This is a genomic window from Arthrobacter sp. B2a2-09, from assembly GCF_027587375.1.
Classification (GTDB): domain Bacteria; phylum Actinomycetota; class Actinomycetes; order Actinomycetales; family Micrococcaceae; genus Arthrobacter.
The window spans coordinates 133,422-149,445 of the sequence record NZ_JAMXIC010000002.1 but is presented as its reverse complement, the minus strand read 5'-3'; the positions used below and the strand labels follow the sequence as shown (position 1 = coordinate 149,445).

The 16,024-nt window shown below is 62.5% G+C and carries 13 protein-coding genes; 1 reads left to right on the top strand and 12 read right to left on the bottom strand.

From position 1 onward, the window contains the following. Positions 1-19 precede the first annotated feature (19 nt). From NFJ07_RS02770 to NFJ07_RS02745, 6 genes are all read right to left on the bottom strand, one after another. Positions 20-781, bottom strand: coding sequence for a GntR family transcriptional regulator (locus tag NFJ07_RS02770; protein ID WP_269992331.1), 762 nt, complete (start codon positions 779-781; stop codon positions 20-22). Positions 782-811: 30 nt separating this feature from the next. Further along, on the bottom strand, positions 812-1,732 hold the full coding sequence (locus NFJ07_RS02765; RefSeq protein ID WP_269992330.1) for an ABC transporter substrate-binding protein: 921 nt from the start codon (positions 1,730-1,732) through the stop codon (positions 812-814). A 47-nt stretch (positions 1,733-1,779) separates the two neighbouring features. Next, on the bottom strand, positions 1,780-2,547 hold the full coding sequence (locus NFJ07_RS02760) for an amino acid ABC transporter ATP-binding protein (RefSeq protein ID WP_269992328.1): 768 nt from the start codon (positions 2,545-2,547) through the stop codon (positions 1,780-1,782). Next, positions 2,544-3,491: an amino acid ABC transporter permease gene (locus NFJ07_RS02755; protein WP_269992326.1), complete on the bottom strand. Its 948-nt coding sequence runs from the start codon at positions 3,489-3,491 to the stop codon at positions 2,544-2,546. The genes NFJ07_RS02760 and NFJ07_RS02755 overlap by 4 nt, the downstream gene beginning before the upstream one ends. A 1,020-nt stretch (positions 3,492-4,511) precedes the next feature. Then, complete coding sequence (locus NFJ07_RS02750) at positions 4,512-4,880, bottom strand: type II toxin-antitoxin system death-on-curing family toxin (protein ID WP_269992324.1); 369 nt, start codon at positions 4,878-4,880, stop codon at positions 4,512-4,514. Next, positions 4,877-5,083: a hypothetical protein gene (locus tag NFJ07_RS02745; protein ID WP_269992322.1), complete on the bottom strand. Its 207-nt coding sequence runs from the start codon at positions 5,081-5,083 to the stop codon at positions 4,877-4,879. The genes NFJ07_RS02750 and NFJ07_RS02745 overlap by 4 nt, the downstream gene beginning before the upstream one ends. A gap of 303 nt (positions 5,084-5,386) precedes the next feature. Here NFJ07_RS02745 and NFJ07_RS02740 point away from each other — a divergent pair, with 303 nt between their 5' ends. Further along, positions 5,387-7,015, top strand: a complete 1,629-nt coding sequence (locus tag NFJ07_RS02740; RefSeq protein ID WP_269992321.1) for a purple acid phosphatase family protein — start codon at positions 5,387-5,389, stop codon at positions 7,013-7,015. 145 nt (positions 7,016-7,160) lie between these two features. On the opposite strand, the gene NFJ07_RS02735 is transcribed toward NFJ07_RS02740, so the two are convergent. The 6 genes from NFJ07_RS02735 to NFJ07_RS02710 all read right to left on the bottom strand — a co-directional run bounded on the left by NFJ07_RS02735 (position 7,161) and on the right by NFJ07_RS02710 (position 15,856). Then, positions 7,161-8,405, bottom strand: coding sequence for an IS110 family transposase (locus NFJ07_RS02735; RefSeq protein ID WP_269992320.1), 1,245 nt, complete (start codon positions 8,403-8,405; stop codon positions 7,161-7,163). A gap of 1,649 nt (positions 8,406-10,054) precedes the next feature. After that, entirely contained in the window at positions 10,055-10,825 is a 771-nt protein-coding gene (locus NFJ07_RS02730; RefSeq protein ID WP_269992319.1) for an SDR family NAD(P)-dependent oxidoreductase, read from the bottom strand. 72 nt (positions 10,826-10,897) lie between these two features. Then, positions 10,898-12,271, bottom strand: a complete 1,374-nt coding sequence (gene gdhA / locus NFJ07_RS02725; RefSeq protein WP_269992317.1) for an NADP-specific glutamate dehydrogenase — start codon at positions 12,269-12,271, stop codon at positions 10,898-10,900. Positions 12,272-12,324: 53 nt separating this feature from the next. After that, positions 12,325-13,731 carry an MFS transporter gene (locus NFJ07_RS02720; RefSeq protein ID WP_269992316.1) on the bottom strand — a complete coding sequence of 469 codons (1,407 nt, stop codon included), beginning with the start codon at positions 13,729-13,731 and terminating at the stop codon, positions 12,325-12,327. A gap of 63 nt (positions 13,732-13,794) precedes the next feature. After that, positions 13,795-15,093, bottom strand: coding sequence for a flavin-containing monooxygenase (locus NFJ07_RS02715; RefSeq protein ID WP_269992314.1), 1,299 nt, complete (start codon positions 15,091-15,093; stop codon positions 13,795-13,797). 43 nt (positions 15,094-15,136) lie between these two features. Next, positions 15,137-15,856, bottom strand: a complete 720-nt coding sequence (locus tag NFJ07_RS02710; RefSeq protein ID WP_269992313.1) for an SDR family NAD(P)-dependent oxidoreductase — start codon at positions 15,854-15,856, stop codon at positions 15,137-15,139. Positions 15,857-16,024: the final 168 nt, after the last annotated feature.

The following is a 16,024-nucleotide window of genomic DNA, read 5'->3' as shown; positions in this document are numbered from 1 at the left end:
GATGCCGGAAATGGAAGATCTAAACCGACCGCTGCGGTTTGGCCTGCCCTGGGATGGTCCCGTTCCAGGACGTGCCGACCCGCATTTCCAGCGCCGGCGAATACACCACCGAAGTGTGCTCAACCAGTTCATCGTCACTGCTATAGACCTCGCCGCTGGCGCAGATGAACCCCGGTACGTCCGGGAGGTCACCGAACACCTTCCGGGTCAGTTCGGACGGCAGCGCCACGGACAGCGTGAGTTCGGAGCGTACCGGCGCCACGCCGTAATGTTCCCGCAGCACCTGATAAAGGGACAGCTTGTCGAAACTGAAGACCTCCAGACCAGGGAACCGGCGAAGATCCAGCACTGACGTGTCAAGGTTCAGGAACGTGGGGTGCTGGTCCGTGGCGACGCCGCGGGCCCGGACAAGTTTCAGCTGGGGCCCCGAGGGGCCGTCCTGGATCTCCTGAGTGAGGACCTCGGTGACGGGCCTCTCATTGAGGCTTCGGGTGAAGTCCGTGAAGCCGCCGAAGTTCCAGATGCTGTGGTTGATCGGCGTGTAGGAAACAATCGTCCCCTTGCCCCGGATCTGGCGGACCAGTCCCTCAGAGACCAGCAGTGATACCGCATGCCTGACAGTGCTGCGGGTGATTCCGTGCAAATCCCGCAGCACTGTCTCGGAGGGGATTGCCTCGCCTTCGGCATAGTCGCCGTCGAGAATCCGCTGCCGCAGGTCTCGGTAGAGTTGTGCATATAGCGGTGCCGAATCCTGTGGATCGAGCGCAAACTCAACTGTCATGCTTACTAGTCCCCCTTGCGGTGTTTGTTTCTACTTGCCGTCGTTGACGGTAATCGTCTGGAGCCCGGCTGCCTTGAGTCCATACTGGTCCAGAATCTTGCCATAGGTCCCATCGGCCTTCATGGCCTCCAGGGTGGTCTTGATCGTGTCGCGAAGCTGAGTGGATTCCTTGGCGACGGCAATGCCGTAGTTGCCCGGCTCCAGCAGGTCGCCGATCGTGTAGAACTTGTTGGGCTGTTGCTTCTGCAGGTCAAGGATGCCCTCGAAGCCAATCAGGGATGCCTGCGCGCGGTCTTGCTGCATCTGCAGGATCTCCTCGGCCTGGGTGGGGATCTGGAGGATCTTGATGGGGTTCTCGGCTGGGCAGGTCGACTTGCTCAGTTCCTCGGTGGATGCGACCCAGCTGGTTCCCGTGGACACCGCCACTGTCCGCCCGCATAGGTCAGCGAGAGCCTTGATGTCCTTCTGGTTCTGGACTGGGGCAAAGAACTGGTTGCCGGTCCTGAAGTAATCAACGAAATCGAGCTGGCCCTGACGCTTCGCCAGATCCGAGAAGGCCGTCCAAATGAGGTCCGACCGGCCGGTGGTCACCGAGACAATCAGCTGGGAGAAATCGACATTCTGGAAGTTCGGCTTGAGCCCAAGCCGCGAGGCAACTTCCTTGGCCATGTCGATGTCTGCGCCCTTGAGCTCGGTGGAACCCGCGTCGGAGTACTCCATCGGCGGGTAGGCCAGGCTGATGGCGACGTTGAGCGTACCGGCATCGCGGATCTTGGCCGGCAGCATGGCCCGCAGTTCGGCGCTGGCGGTGCTGGTCGCGCCGGCCCCGCTGGTGGCCGCGGCGTTGGTGCTCCCGCCGCAGCCGGTCAGGGCCAGCGAGGCGGCCAGCACGAGGATGGCTGGAGCCGCGGTCCGCTTTGCTGTCTTTGTGGTCCAGGAAAACATCGTCATTGTTGGTTCCTTTTCTAGGGTGCTGTGATTTTGGAAGCGTTGGTGGGTTAGTTCAGGACGCGCGTGAGGAAGCTGCGCACGCGCGGGTCTTGGGGATTGGCCAATACTTCGGATGGCGGGCCAATCTCGCGGATGGTCCCGTCGACCATGATGGCCACGCGGTCCGCCACGTCGCGGGCGAAGGCGATTTCGTGGGTGACCACGATCATCGTGGTACCGGAGGCGGCGAGTTTGCGCATCACGTCCAGGACTTCGCCCACCAGTTCCGGGTCCAGCGCAGAGGTGGGCTCGTCAAAGAGCATCACCTTGGGATTCATGGCCAAGGCCCGGGCAATAGCCACCCGCTGCTTCTGTCCGCCAGAGAGCTGCGAGGGATAGGCCCCGCCTCGGTCGCCCAGTCCGACGGCGGCCAGCAGTTCCTTGCCCCGGGCCGTGGCCGCTGCCCGTGGTTCCCTGCGCACCTTCACCGGGCCCTCGATCACGTTCTGCAGTGCCGTCATGTGGGGAAAGAGGTTGAAATGTTGAAAGACCATGCCAATTTCCCGCTGCTGGCGGCGGACCTTGCGGGGTGGGAGTTCCCGCAGCACACCGCCGTCGCGCAGTTCATAGCCAATGATCGAACCATCAATCCAGACCACACCGTCGTCGAGGGTCTCCAGATGGTTCAGGCAGCGCAGCAGCGTGCTCTTGCCGCCGCCCGAGGGTCCCAAAATGCACAGGACCTCTCCATCGCTGACGTCCAAGTCAACGCCAGTCAATACTGCTTGCCCATTGAAATTTTTATGGATGTTGATGGCTTTGACGACTGTGGTCATGACTGCTCCTCGTTGGCCTGCCGCGGTGCGGTGCGGGACAAGCCAAAGCTGAATCGGAAGGGTGGACGGCTTGCACCACGCGCCACGCCACGGCCGTAATACCGCTCGATGTAGAACTGGACAATGTTCAACACTGTGGTGCCGAGCAGGTACCAGACGGCACAGACCAAGAGCAGCTCGATGACGGCACCGTTGACGAAATAGACCTGCTGAGCGGCATTGAGCATTTCCGTAAATGAAATGGCGGTGGCCAGGGAGGAGAATTTGAGCATTCCGATGGCCGAGTTCCCCATCGGCGGAATGATCAGCCGCATTGTTTGGGGCAGAATGATCCGCCACAGTGTCTGGAATCGCGACATGCCGATGGTCTTGGCGGCCTCAGTCTGGCCATGGTCGACGGAGTTGATGCCGCCGCGGACCACCTCCGTCATGTAGGCGCCTTCGTTGATGCCCAACCCCAGCAGTGCAGCCACAAATGGCGTCACCACGTCCACCGTCCTGGCCTCGTACAGCCCCGGAATGGTGATGGTGGGAAACACCAGCGCGATGTTGAACCAGATCAGCAGCTGCAGAAGCACCGGAGTCCCCCGGAAGATCCACACGTACAGCCAGGCGACAAACCGGGTCACCGGGTTTTGCGACAAGCGCATGACAGCGAACAATGTGCCCAGCCCGGCGCCAATGATCATGGCAAAGAAGGAAATGAGGAGGGTGTTGGCAAAGCCGCGCAGAATCACTTCAGCAGTCAGGAACTTTCCCACCACATCCCACTGAATCTTGCCGTCGGCGAATGCCTTGACCAGAAGTGCCAGCAGAATCACCACTGCCACCCCGGACAGCCACCGCCCAGGGTGCTTGAGCCGGACGATCTTGTAACTGCGCTGTTGCAGAGCATCCGCCCCGACACGGTTCGTCTCCGGAGCCGCTTGAGAAAGCATCGGCATGGCCCTCAATTTCTCAGTTGTATGGTCAGGTGTACAACTTCAAGTTAGAGTGGCGCAGACCACAAGTCAAGTCCCGATTGAATGTGACCGTCGGAGCTTCGGCTGGTCCCAACAGGCAGCTACAAGGCGCGTTAACCGGGTCAAACGCCAACCCGGTTTCCATGGGACCCCGCCACCTGCCCCTGTGTCCTACAGGGATATCGCCACTGCCTGTTTCAGTGGACTTGAACGACCGCCCGATGCGGGCACATTGAGGCGGTCCGCAATTGACTCAACGCCCGTTGGTAAAGATGACCGAGGACCCGTGAGACCCCTGGAGGTCCCCTCCCGATACCGGAATCAAGTGGGTCCGCACCGCATGCCGAAAATTGGCGCCGCCCCCCGAACCGAACCTAGACCTGGGGGCCGGCCGCACCATGTGACGATGTCGCGTACTGACAGTTCGATTAGTGGGGAGCAGTGGCCCGATGAACAGGCGCAAATGGTCGGCGTGAGACACGACCAAACAGTAAGAAAGTGGCCCGGGCAGGCTCTTGCAGGGGTTACTACAGGAAAAGAAGCTCACGAAATCTTCCCCGACCTCATGTTGCAAGCCCCGATTTCCACGATGAATAGGCATACGGCAGAAAACCGGATTGCAGACTCCAAAAATCGAGCACGCACAATGGTCAGCAACCAGCGCACCCCGCACGCCATAGGCCCGTAAATACAGGAGTCTGAACCTCGCCAAGTTGACTTCGCGTCGACACTTTGGGGCTTTTGTCAACAGTCAGGGGCCAAATAGGCCCCTGACCTGCGACAACATTGTGCCCGAGGTGGGAATCGAACCGGCTTCCAACCCTTGCAAACACTGCGAACTCCCGAAAACATGCCGAATACTGACCAGTCCGGCCCCGGTACGGCCCAGTCCTACGGCAAGAGTGTGCACACTGTGCACACCCCGTTTTTTGGCCTTCGAACTCCCCCGCCAACTGCTCAACGGGATTCCCGACAATCAGCCCGGGACCCTCTCTACCGGACCTATCGTCGAATCAGGTGTTTCTCGATCAGGATGGCGCTGCGCCGCAAATCGGTGTCGCCGGCGGCCACGCCCACCACCAGGTCAAACCCCTCGTTGGTGCTGAAGTCATGCCGGTAGCCGTTGATCCACAGCAGCAGGACCATGAGTGTCCAAGCGGTGCGTTTGTTGCCGTCGATGAGGGGATGAAACCTGGCCACGGACTCGAGCAGGGCTGCCGCCTTCATGGCCAGTTGAGGATAGGCTTCCGTGCCCATGACCGTCGTTGCGGGGCGCGCCAAGGCCGAGGCGAGCAGGCCAACGTCGCGGATGTGGAACCCGTACCGGTCGATCACCTGCAGTGCGTCCTCGATTTCGAGGTACGAACTCATGCATCCTCAAGGCGTTTAAGCAGCTCAGCGTCATGGCTCATCACGAAATCCAGACCCTCATTGATCTCGCGACGGCGGCCGTGCCGCTGCAAAACCAGCTCGGCCCCCTGGAGCAGCAGCGCCGACTTGGACGTGTGCACCTCGGCAGCAAGCGCATCGAGACGGCGGTCGAGGTCATCAGGAACTCGCAGATTCATAGCCATACCTCATGGTACCAAACCAGTACCAACGCTCTTCAAGCGTGGAGATCCGAACTCCCGACCTCTTCTCATACGACGGGGTATCTTGATGCTTGCCAAGGGCTTAAGTTGCGTCCTCCTCGTCTTGACCGATAGTGGGTGATCGACGACTGGTGTATCCGCCATCCTCCGGGCTTCCCGGCCGCGACAGCGACAGCAACGGGCACACTCACTAAGTGAACGGCGTTACCAAGAATTAATTTGTCGGTGACTCGCCGCTTGGACGCTTTTCACTGTTTCGCCTCGGCGCCGCACCAAGCTGTCTCCATGACCGATGACAAGGAACTCTTTAGTACCGGATTCTCGCGCCGCGGCTTCTTCACGGCTGCCGGAGCCGCAAGTGCCGCCGCCGTTTTGGCAGGCGGAACCCCGGCATCAGCTGCCGGCAACAAGACGACACTGCCCTCCGCCGTCGGCGACCCGCTGACCACCCCGATTGTGAACGGCCTGCATCTGCAGTTCGGGGACGATGCATCCAGCGAAGTTGTGGTCTCGTGGCACACCTTGCAGCCCGTCAAACAGGCCCGGGCGATGCTCGGCGAAATCGACGGAAGCTATGGACGGAGCCAGGACGCGGTAGAAACCAGCTATGTCGACGCGAAATCTGGCCAGAGGGTGTACGCGTACCATGCGAAACTCGCCGAGCTCGCTCCCTCCCACGACTACGTCTACGCAGCCATCCACGACGGCGCCCAGCCAGAGTTTGGCTCTTTCCGTACGGGGCCGCGCGGGCGCGGAAAATTCACCTTCACCAGCTTCGGCGACCAAGGCACCCCCACGCTCGGAAAGAAGTCTGGCTCAACTTCGGGTAACCAGCAGTGGGTCAACGACAACCTCGGCTCCCCTGCCGCCGGTGACATGCCGGCCGGCGTCGAACGCGTCCAGCCTCTTTTCCACCTGTTCAATGGCGATCTTTGCTATGCCAATATCTCGGAGAACCGGGTGCGGACCTGGACCGACTTCTGGGACAACAACTCACGCAGCGCCCGTCACCGGCCATGGATGCCCGCGGCGGGAAACCACGAGAACGAACTAGGCAACGGTCCGATCGGATATGCCGCCTACCAGACGTACTTCTCCGTTCCGCCCCAGCCGGGGCAGACCGACCTCACCCGCGGCCTCTGGTACTCCTTCACCGCGGGTTCAGTCCGGGTCATCAGCCTCGCCAACGACGACGTCTGCTACCAAGACGGCGGCAACAGCTACGTCAGGGGCTACTCGAAGGGCGCCCAAAAAGCCTGGCTCGAAAATGAACTCAGCGCGGCAAGGTCGGATAAGAACATCGACTGGGTGGTCGTCTGCATGCACCAGGTTGTCATCAGCACGGCAGGATCCTTCAACGGAGCCGATCTGGGCATCCGGCAGGAATGGGTGCCGCTATTCGACAAGTACGGCGTGGACCTGGTTGTCTGCGGGCACGAGCACCACTACGAACGCTCCCACCCGATCCGCGGCCAACAAGCCAACGCAACGCTGACCCCGATTCCGGCAGACACCCGCACCGACGTCATCGATACCACCAAAGGGACGGTGCACATGGTCCTGGGCGGGGGCGGAACATCCGTACCGTCGAACCAGTTGTTCTACAACCCTCCCTCATGCCGCGTCATCACGAGCGTTGGCGCACCCGACCCCACAACAAACAAGCGGCCACCGGTCTACGTCCAGGAAGACGCACCCTGGTCGGCTCAACGGGATGCCGCGAACTCCTATGGTTTCGCGGCCTTCAGCGTCGACCCCGGCACCGAACCCGGAGGACCAACGAAGATGGAAGTCACGTACTACAACGTAACCGGTCCCCAAGGACAGCTCGCATCCTTCGAATCCTTCACGCTCCAGCGGCCACGGTCCGATTCACACCAACAAGGCGGCAACGGGAACAAGGACCGAGGCTAAGCCGATCAGCATCGCCAAAGCAACGTTCAAAGACGACTGCCGTCGGCTTTAGTCTCAAAACGTCGGGCTGACATGAAAATGAGGTTGGCTCCATAGTCCTGGGCGATTGTGGCTGGGGAACAGGGCAGCTTGTTCGGGCCGGCATCTATCGGGTTGCCGTGAGTGGTTCGATGGTGACTTTGTAGCCCAAGGATTCGAGTTGTCCGATAGCGTGGGCCTTTGTTCTGGAGGGTGTGCGTCGGGTGAAGTAGTCGGCTCCCGGGTCCCGGTAGAGTTCGCCGGTGGACAGCATGTGCCAGGCGGCGGTGAGCATGGCGTGTTCGACGGCGACGAGTGCTTTGACGGGTCCGCGCCGGGACGCGATGCGCCGGTATTTCGCGGAGAAGTAGGTGCCGTTGGACCTTGATGCCGAGAGCGCCGCGATGCCCAGGGCTCCCTTGAGGTATCTGTTGCCCGGCCGGGTTTTGGCGGACTTGACCCGCCCGGCGGACTCGTTGGCTCCCGGGGACGTGCCTGCCCAGGATGCCAGCTGTTGCGGCGTCGGGAAGACGGTCATGTCGGCCCCGGTTTCGGCGATGAAGACCTCGGCCACGGTGGTGCTGAATCCCGGGATGCTGATCAGGAGCTCCCGGGCGTCGCGAAAGGGTTCCATCGCCTCCTCGATCCTGGCGCTGAGGTCGTTGATGTCGGCGGTGTGCGCGTCGATCCGGTGCAGATACAGGGCGGCCATGTAGCGGTGATGGTCAAGGAACCGTCCGGTCAGCGCATCGGTGAGCTCGGGGATCTTCGCACGCATCCGCCCGTGGGCCAGCTCCGCCAACACCGCCGGGTCGTCCTGCCCGTCGATGAGGGCCTGCAGCATCAGCCGTCCCGAGACCCCGGTGATGTCCGAGGCCACCGAGGAGAGCTTGATGCACGCATCCTCGAGGAGTTTCTCAAGCCGCTGCACTTCCCGGGTGCGCTCCCGGGTGATGACGGTCCTCGCCCGGGTCAGGTCCCGCAGCTCGCGGATCGGCGGCGGGGGCACGAAGGAGGCACGCACCAGCCCGTGGGCGCCCAGGTCAGCCAGCCACGCGGCGTCGGAGACATCGGTTTTACGGCCAGGGACGTTCCTGGCATCGCGGGCGTTGACCAGGATCACGTCCAGGCCTTCGTCCTCGAGCAGGTAGTAGAAGGGGCGCCAGTAATCGCTGGTCGCTTCCATCACGACCAGGGTCACACGCTCGTTGAGCAGGTGTTCCTTCAGGTCCAGGATCTGCCCGGTCATCGAGGCCCAGGTCGTGACGGTGGACGTGGTGGACCGGGTGCCCCGGCCCTGGACACGGACGCAGACCTTCGCGTCCTTCTTCGACACATCGACACCCGCGCAGCGCGGGTGAATGACCTCCATGACGGATCACCTTCCAAAACCGTTCCTGCAGGGCAAGGTGTCTGTGTTCCGGGGAGGGCGGATAAACAACAAATCTGACATTCGTGCTCAAAAGGCAACAATCCACGATCCCGCGGACAAGAAACTGTGCCCTCCACCACCAAACTAGCCCACAGGCTCACGGGCACCATAGACGTATCGGGGACGACCGGAACACACTTACCAAGTCTGCCCGCATACCGCTCCACAGCACCAGAAGGCTGACCGCTCCAGGTTCCCGGGGCGCATATTTTCCACCCCCACGACGGAGCGAAGCCCCTCGGGAACTAGCCCCAAACAGGCAAGACGAAGGCCCTCCAACCCAGCGTTTCCGCAGGTCGGGGGGCCTTCACTGTGGAGCTAGGGAGATTCGAACGCCTGACCTCTTCTCATGGGTCGACAGGTTGTCTGCGAACGGCTTGTGTGTGGTCTTGAAAATCCGCGGAATCTCGTGCATAGGCTGTCCACCGGCCGAGGATGCGCTCAGCGCGGTCGGGCTTTCCGACGTACTGCTTGCCGTTAGTTGAGTCCGTGATCAGGTAAATTCCCTGAACTTCCGACACTGCGCCTACCAGTCCGCGTAACGCGAATCCCCCACGATCTCGCACAATTTGTGGTAGCTGAGCAACTGGTCCGCGGAGGCGGCGAGTTTGGACCTCACGGGCTTGGGCAAGCCGTTGCCTGGATCCATCGCGTCCGCGAGCAACCCGTCGAGCGTGAGCTACACCGCGAGCAACGACGCTGTTATTTCGCCGATCCCGGCAGCACGTCCGAGGCGCCGCCGCCCAGGGTGGCGTCGTCGATGTACTGCTCGCGCAAGCCACGGGCCTCCCAGAATCCTTTCACGAGCATCCGCTCGCTAGGTCAAGAAGTCGACAGGACCCAGGGCAGTACCGCATGTAGCTCCGAGCCGCACCTGCATTGGGCATGCACGTCGAAAGGCCCAGGGGCGAACCACCGCGGCACTTCCATAAAGCAGACGTAAGTGTGGACACTGTCCACACCCCCTTTGGCAGGACAAAGCGACAGGCGCAGCCCCCTTACGACCGAGAACGGCTTTCCAAGAAACATCGCCGCCAAGGTCGGTTTCATCATGTTGTACCCCGGACCCCGAACCATGAACTGGTGTTGGCCATCCACGACCAACCCGACAAAACCGGAACGAGGAACCGCATAACCCCACCCCAGAGCAGGCGGAAGGCCCACCAGCCAGGGACTTGAACCCGCCACCCCACACACCTGAATAGGCCACCGCGGCGGCCAGGCATCAGCCCGCGCCCCCAGCGTCGGAGAGACGCCATCACAAGCTTTGTACACACGTTAAAGCAAAAACCCCCTCTGACGAGGGGGAATGCTGTGCCCGAGGTGGGACTCGAACCGCATTCCAGGCCGCGGAAACACTGGGAACTCCAGAAAACGTAGGCAGTACGGGCCAAACCGGCCGATGTACGACCCAGTCCGAAGGCAAGAGTGTACACATTGTGCACACCCCGTTTTTTGGTTTTCGACGTCACGACCACAGCCTATTTTCCCGGGGCGCGTAGCGTTTGAGGCAGCGCATGATATCCCGCTTGTTCTTGCCCTCGGCGGTGCGTTCAGCCACGTGCTCGGATGATGCCGGCCTTACGGGTTCATCGCGCCAGGAATCCGCCATCCACGACGAGTTCCGTTCCAGTGACAAAGCTTGCGTCGTCGCTGACGAGATAGGCTACAGCTGCAGCAAGCTCGGCAGGGTCCGCACGCCGGCCGAGAGGCGTCTCGGGCACCACGCCGCCTTCCGGTTCGGCGGCATTGATGGGGGTGCTCACACCTCCCGGCACCAGCGCATTCACCCTGATCCCATCCGGAGCGAGTTCGAGGGCGGCGGTCCGGGTGAGCCCGAGGAGCCCGGCTTTGCTCGCCGCATACGAGGCATACCCGATGGCTCCGGACGGGCCAAAGATCGAGGAGGTGTTCACTATCGAGCTGCGGGTGCCCGCTCGAAGAAGGGGGGTCATCGTCTGCATGCCGAGGAACGGACCAGTAAGGTTCACGCTGAGGATGCGGTTCCATGTCCCGAGCGATTCTTCAGCCAGCTTCGTCACACGGACGATTCCGGCGTTGTTGACGAGAATGTCGAGTCGCCCGAACCTGGCATCGATCAGCTCGTAGGCGTGGCGCCAGTCATCCGGGCTGGAGACGTCGAGGTGAAGGTACGTGGCGTCGAGGCCTTTGGCCCGGAGTTCCTCGGCGGTCTTCCGCCCGTCCTCGTCGAGGACGTCTGCGAGATACACCGTCGCACCTTCGTTTGCCAGCCGGAAGGCGTGGGCGGCTCCCTGGCCGCGGGCGGCGCCGGTGATGAGAGCGACGCGATCCACGAGGCGTCGCGGGGTTGGATCAGTGAGCGATGGGGTGGTGGACATGTTTCCCTTTCGATTGAAGCTGTGTCGGGTGGCCGTCATCGACCTCGACAACGAATCCTGCTTGTGTCGGTCTTAGACGATCCCTTGGGCGAGCATTGCGTCGGCGACGCGGATGAAGCCGCCGATTGATGCACCCGCCACGTAGTTGTCGGGGTCGCCCGTGTAGCTCGCAGCCGTGGCGCGGACGTGGTCATGGATCTGCCGCATGATGCTTTCGAGGCGCGCTTCGGTCTCCTCACGGCTCCATGACGCCCTCGCGGCGTTCTGTTGCATTTCCAACGCGGAAGTGGCTACACCGCCGGCGTTGGCAGCCTTGCCGGGGCCGAACAGGACTCCGGCATCACGGAACAAGGCGGCCGCACCGGCGGTGCAAGGCATATTGGCGCCTTCAGCAATGGCCTGGACACCGTTGCGGATGAGTTCCGCCGCGTGCTGTTCTTCGAGTTCGTTCTGCGTCGCGCAGGGCAGTGCGACGTCGCAGGGCAGATCGAAGACAGATCCGTCGGTCACGTACCGGGCCGACGGCCGTCCGGAGGCGTACTCGGACAGTCGGGCCCGCCGCACTTCCTTGACCTGCTTGAGCAGGGCGACATCAATGCCGGCCTCATCGAGGATGTAGCCGCCGGAGTCGGAACAGGCGATCACTGTTGCGCCAAGCGCCTGCGCCTTCTCGATGGCGTAGATCGCGACGTTGCCTGATCCGGACACCACCGCCCTGCGTCCTTCGAGCGACCACCCGCGGGTTGCGAGCATGTCCCGCAGGAAGTAGATGGCGCCGTAGCCCGTTGCTTCGGTCCTGGTGTGCGAGCCGGCCCACCCGACGCCTTTGCCCGTGAGAACGCCTGCCTCGAAGCGGTTCACGATGCGCTTGTACTGGCCGAACATGTACCCGAGTTCCCGGACGCCGACGCCGATGTCCCCTGCCGGCACGTCGGTGTGTTCACCGAGGTGTCGGTGCAGCTCGGTGATGAAGGACTGGCAGAACCGCATGATCTCCGCGTCGCTGCGCCCGGCGGGGTTGAAATCGCTGCCGCCCTTACCGGCGCCGATGCCCTGCCCGGTCAGTGCGTTCTTGAAGATCTGCTCGAATCCAAGAAAGCGGATGACCCCGAGATCGACGGTGGGATGGAACCGGAGTCCTCCCTTGAACGGTCCAAGAGCACTGTTGAACTCGACGCGGTACCCGCGGTTGACCTGCACGATACCGGCATCATCAACCCACGGGACACGGAACATGATCTGGCGTTCAGGTTCGACGAGTCTGTCGAGGATCCGGGCGTGAATGTATTCCGGATGCCGGGCCAGAACCGGGGCGAGATTGGCGAGCACTTCGTCGACGGCCTGATGGAACACTGCTTCCGCCGGGCTGCGGCGCCGAACGGTCTCGGCGAGGTCCGCGACGTAAGTGGATGGCGTGGTTTTTACGCAGGTGTCCACGATGGTCATGTTTCCTTCATTCCTTCTTGTTGCGTCGCTGAATGCCTATGACGGGCGCTTTTCTAAAGCGCTAACTTGCCGGCTGCTTTAGCCCGGGAGTGGGAGACGGATGCCGTGGCGCCGCCTGCCGGGGCCTGCGCTGCGGTTGAGAGGTTACGGTTGCGGGTTTCTTCTGCCCAGAAGATGCTGATCACAAAGCCCAGGAAGGTCAGCCCGGCCCCGATAAGCATGGTGGGTCCGGTGCCGAGTCCGATGAGTGAGACCGGGACGAGGTAGGTGCCAACGGCGGCGCCGATGCGGCTGACCGCGGTGGCCAGGCCCACGGCACTGGCACGCAGCTGGGTGGGGAAAAGCTCGTTCGGGTAGATGAAGACAAGGATGTTTCCGGCACCGTTGATCAGTGCGAAGAGGAAGAAGAACGTCATCACAAACCAACCCGGCGCGTCCGGCCAGATGCCCAGTGGAAGGAGGGCGAGGGCTCCGAAAAGGAAGCTTCCGAGGATTAGCGGACGCCTGCCGCGGCTCTCGACCCATTTCATGCCGGGGAAGGATCCGAGGAGGAAGCCCAGGTTGAGGATGATCTGTCCGAGAGTCGCCCCGGCGGTATCGTTGCCGAAGCCCAAGTGCGAAAGGATGATCGGACCGTAGGTGAACAGGGCGAACTGCGGGATGGCGAAGCACATCCAAGTCAGGCCGCAGAAAAGAATTCGGCGCAGGTTCATGCCGCGAAGCAGTTCGGTGAAACGGGTCCGACGCTCCGGCTCTTCCTGGGCCACCATGTCCGTGATCTCTTCAGTGGTGACTTCGCGGCCCAGTACCGATGAAATATCTCGGCGCGCCTCCTCGGTGCGTCCCCTGGTGATGAGCCACCTTGGGGATTCGTGCGCTCCCATGCGGAGCAGCATCACGATGACACCGAACACGGCGCCGCTGGCAAGCATCCACCGCCACGAACCGTTGCCGAAGGCGCTCGTAAATGCGAAGCCGACAAGGTAGGCCACGACGGCGCCTAGGAGCCAGACCACCGACAGCAGCCCGATCATTGAGCCCCGGTGCTTTTTGGGCATCCACTCGGTAAGAAGCGACGTGGCGATGGGATAGTCAGCGCCGACTGCAAGACCCACGATGAAGCGCAAGGCGATCAGCTGCCAGCCGGCATCGATCCAGAGGCATACCACTGATCCGATGATCATCACCAGCAGGTCCGCGGTGTACATCACCCGCCGCCCGATCCGGTCGGTGACCGGGCCGAAGACCAGGCTGCCGACGAAAAGTCCGATGAGGGAGACGGCACCTGCGATGCCGAGCGTTGCCGCGTTCAGGTGGAGGTCGGCGTTGGCTCCGGTGAGCGCTACGCCGATGATGCTGAGGAGAAAGCCGTCCAGGAACGGCCCGCCCGAGCAGGCTGCGATCAACCGTTTGTGATACTTCGTGAGCGGGCTGTCGTCGATGAGGTGGGTACTGCTCATTGGGGGTCCTTGGGGTTTCGGGTCACGGGGTTTGCAGCGTTCCGTCGGGCCGGACAGGACGCTTCACTTCGCGAGCTTTGCCGGGTTCGCCGGGGCCGTGGCTGCGAACGCGTCGAGCAGCCGTTCGGTGTCGGCGATCTGGTCATTCCAGATGTCGCGGGGGATGTCGATGCGGTCATCGGCTCCCTGGAGCCGCCCCAGGTAGGCGGCGATGCCGGCGTCGCCGTCCCCGGCGTCTTCGTGCATCGCGATCATCCGCGCCACGATTTTGGCCTGGACGCCGTAGACGGGGATCTGCGGGCCGCGGGGGGCGGTCATCCCGATGTAGTAGAGCTTCTCGAGTCCTTGCGGGATGATGCCCGCACCATAGCGAAGCGGATTGCCCTTGCGCCGTGGGACAAGTACGTCATCGAGGAACGGCAAGCTGGAGTGGAAGCCTGTGGCCCACAGGATCGTGTCGTAGTCCTTGGACGAACCGTCGGAGAAATGCACGGTGTGCCCGTCGAAGCGCTCGATGCCCTGGCCGATCACCCCGACGCGGCCGTGGTGGATCCAGTACAGCAGCAGGTCGTTCACGACGGCAGGACCGTCCGCGAGGGCGCGGTGCTCGGGCACCGGGAGTCCGGGGTAGTCGGTGTTCTGGCCGATCGAGACGCGGGCCAGCAGCCGTGCAATGAGGTCCTGCTCGGAGGGCGAGAACTCGGCCATGAAGCCGAGTTCGGCGCGCGGGCGGCCGAAGTACATTTTCGGCTGGAAGTACGCGCCGTGCCGGATGAGGACGTCGGCTTCGAGCCGGTGTTGTGCGACGTCGACGGCAAGGTCGCAGCCCGAGTTGCCGGCGCCGACGACCAGCACCCGCGTCCCTTGGATGTCGCCGACGTTTTTGTAGGCGCTCGAGTGGATCTGCTTTCCGGCGAAGGTGCCGGACACGGACGGAATCTTGGGATGCCACAGATGGCCGGGGGCGATCAGCACCCCGTCGTAGATCCCCGCGCCCTTGGATGTGGTCACGTTCCACCCTGCTGAGCCCAGTGGTCCGTCGGTTTCAACCGGGGTGACGGACAGGACTTCGGTGTTGAACATGATCCGTTGGTCATGCCCTCGCGCCTTCGCGAACGAAGCAATGTAGTCGCGGATCTGGTCGCGCCGCGGGAAGTGTGGGTAGTCCCGGGGCATCGGGAAGTCCTCGAAGATTGTCTGGTTGCGTGAAGTGATCAGGTGCAGGGCGTCGTAGTCGGTGTTCCAGTGCCCGCCGACCCGGTCGCTCTTCTCGTAGCAGTCCACGTCGAAGCCGCGCTGGGTCAGGGCGTCGAGGGCGGACAGGCCGGCTGCGCCGGCGCCGATCACGCAGTAGGTGCTCATAGTGTTCGTGTTCCTTCCGGATGAAATGGAGTGCGCGGGATGGTCAGCGGAGGACGTCGCCGCCGGAGAGGACGATGGTCTCCCCTGTCATGAAGGACGCGTCAGGGCTCGCCAGGATCGCCACCCACCGGGCGATCTCCTCCGGCTCGGCCACGCGGCCCAGCGGGATGCCGGCAGACGTGGCTTCCATGCGCCCGGTGGCCGCATTGCCGGGTGTATTGACCCATCCTGGCGCGATTGCATTCACGCGGATCCCCCGGGGCGCCAGTTCAAGGGCCAGCTCCTTGGTCAGCATGACGACGGCGGCCTTGGAAGCGCCGTAGAGAAGCTGGCCGGGGGAGACCGCGAACGCGTCGACGGAAGCGAAGTTGACGACAGCTCCTCCATTGGGCATATGAGCCACGGCCTCCGCGGTCGTGTTCAGGATGCCCAGCACGTTGACATCGAATATCCTGCGGTAGAGGTCCTCGGTGAAGTCGGCCAAGGTGCTGGGCGGGTAGATTCCGGCAACGTTCGCCAGGAGACCGACTTCCTTTGAGGTGCTGGCGACATATTCTGCTATGGCGTCGCGGACCTGGTCACGATTGGTGACATCCACCTCGACCGTTCGGATCGTTTCTCCTGCGACCTCGAACTCGGTTGCCACCCGGTCGAGGGCCAGGACGTCCCAGCCCTCCTTGACCAGGGCCTCCGAGGCCGACCGTCCCATGCCGCTCGCGGCACCCGTGACGATCGCGATTCCCAGGTTCGAAGCAAACATCATAGAAAATTCCTTAGTCTGGACTGGCTCGTTGTGCAGCAGATCACTTGAAAACTGCTGATAATCCAGTATCAGACGGGCCAAAAGGCCCGTCTACGGCCAGATGGGAAGGCCAGCCAAAGGTTTTTCCTAGGGATGCGATCTAAGCCCGAACTCCGCGTCGCGTGATTT

Excerpts from the sequence above, each read along its gene's own strand:
- NFJ07_RS02770 (WP_269992331.1), bottom strand. The coding sequence starts at position 781 with ATGACAGTTGAGTTTGCGCTCGATCCACAGGATTCGGCACCGCTATAT.
- NFJ07_RS02765 (WP_269992330.1), bottom strand. The coding sequence starts at position 1,732 with ATGACGATGTTTTCCTGGACCACAAAGACAGCAAAGCGGACCGCGGCT.
- NFJ07_RS02760 (WP_269992328.1), bottom strand. The coding sequence starts at position 2,547 with ATGACCACAGTCGTCAAAGCCATCAACATCCATAAAAATTTCAATGGG.
- NFJ07_RS02755 (WP_269992326.1), bottom strand. The coding sequence starts at position 3,491 with ATGCCGATGCTTTCTCAAGCGGCTCCGGAGACGAACCGTGTCGGGGCG.
- NFJ07_RS02750 (WP_269992324.1), bottom strand. The coding sequence starts at position 4,880 with ATGAGTTCGTACCTCGAAATCGAGGACGCACTGCAGGTGATCGACCGG.
- NFJ07_RS02745 (WP_269992322.1), bottom strand. The coding sequence starts at position 5,083 with ATGGCTATGAATCTGCGAGTTCCTGATGACCTCGACCGCCGTCTCGAT.
- NFJ07_RS02740 (WP_269992321.1), top strand. The coding sequence starts at position 5,387 with ATGACCGATGACAAGGAACTCTTTAGTACCGGATTCTCGCGCCGCGGC.
- NFJ07_RS02735 (WP_269992320.1), bottom strand. The coding sequence starts at position 8,405 with ATGGAGGTCATTCACCCGCGCTGCGCGGGTGTCGATGTGTCGAAGAAG.
- NFJ07_RS02730 (WP_269992319.1), bottom strand. The coding sequence starts at position 10,825 with ATGTCCACCACCCCATCGCTCACTGATCCAACCCCGCGACGCCTCGTG.
- gdhA (WP_269992317.1), bottom strand. The coding sequence starts at position 12,271 with ATGACCATCGTGGACACCTGCGTAAAAACCACGCCATCCACTTACGTC.
- NFJ07_RS02720 (WP_269992316.1), bottom strand. The coding sequence starts at position 13,731 with ATGAGCAGTACCCACCTCATCGACGACAGCCCGCTCACGAAGTATCAC.
- NFJ07_RS02715 (WP_269992314.1), bottom strand. The coding sequence starts at position 15,093 with ATGAGCACCTACTGCGTGATCGGCGCCGGCGCAGCCGGCCTGTCCGCC.
- NFJ07_RS02710 (WP_269992313.1), bottom strand. The coding sequence starts at position 15,856 with ATGATGTTTGCTTCGAACCTGGGAATCGCGATCGTCACGGGTGCCGCG.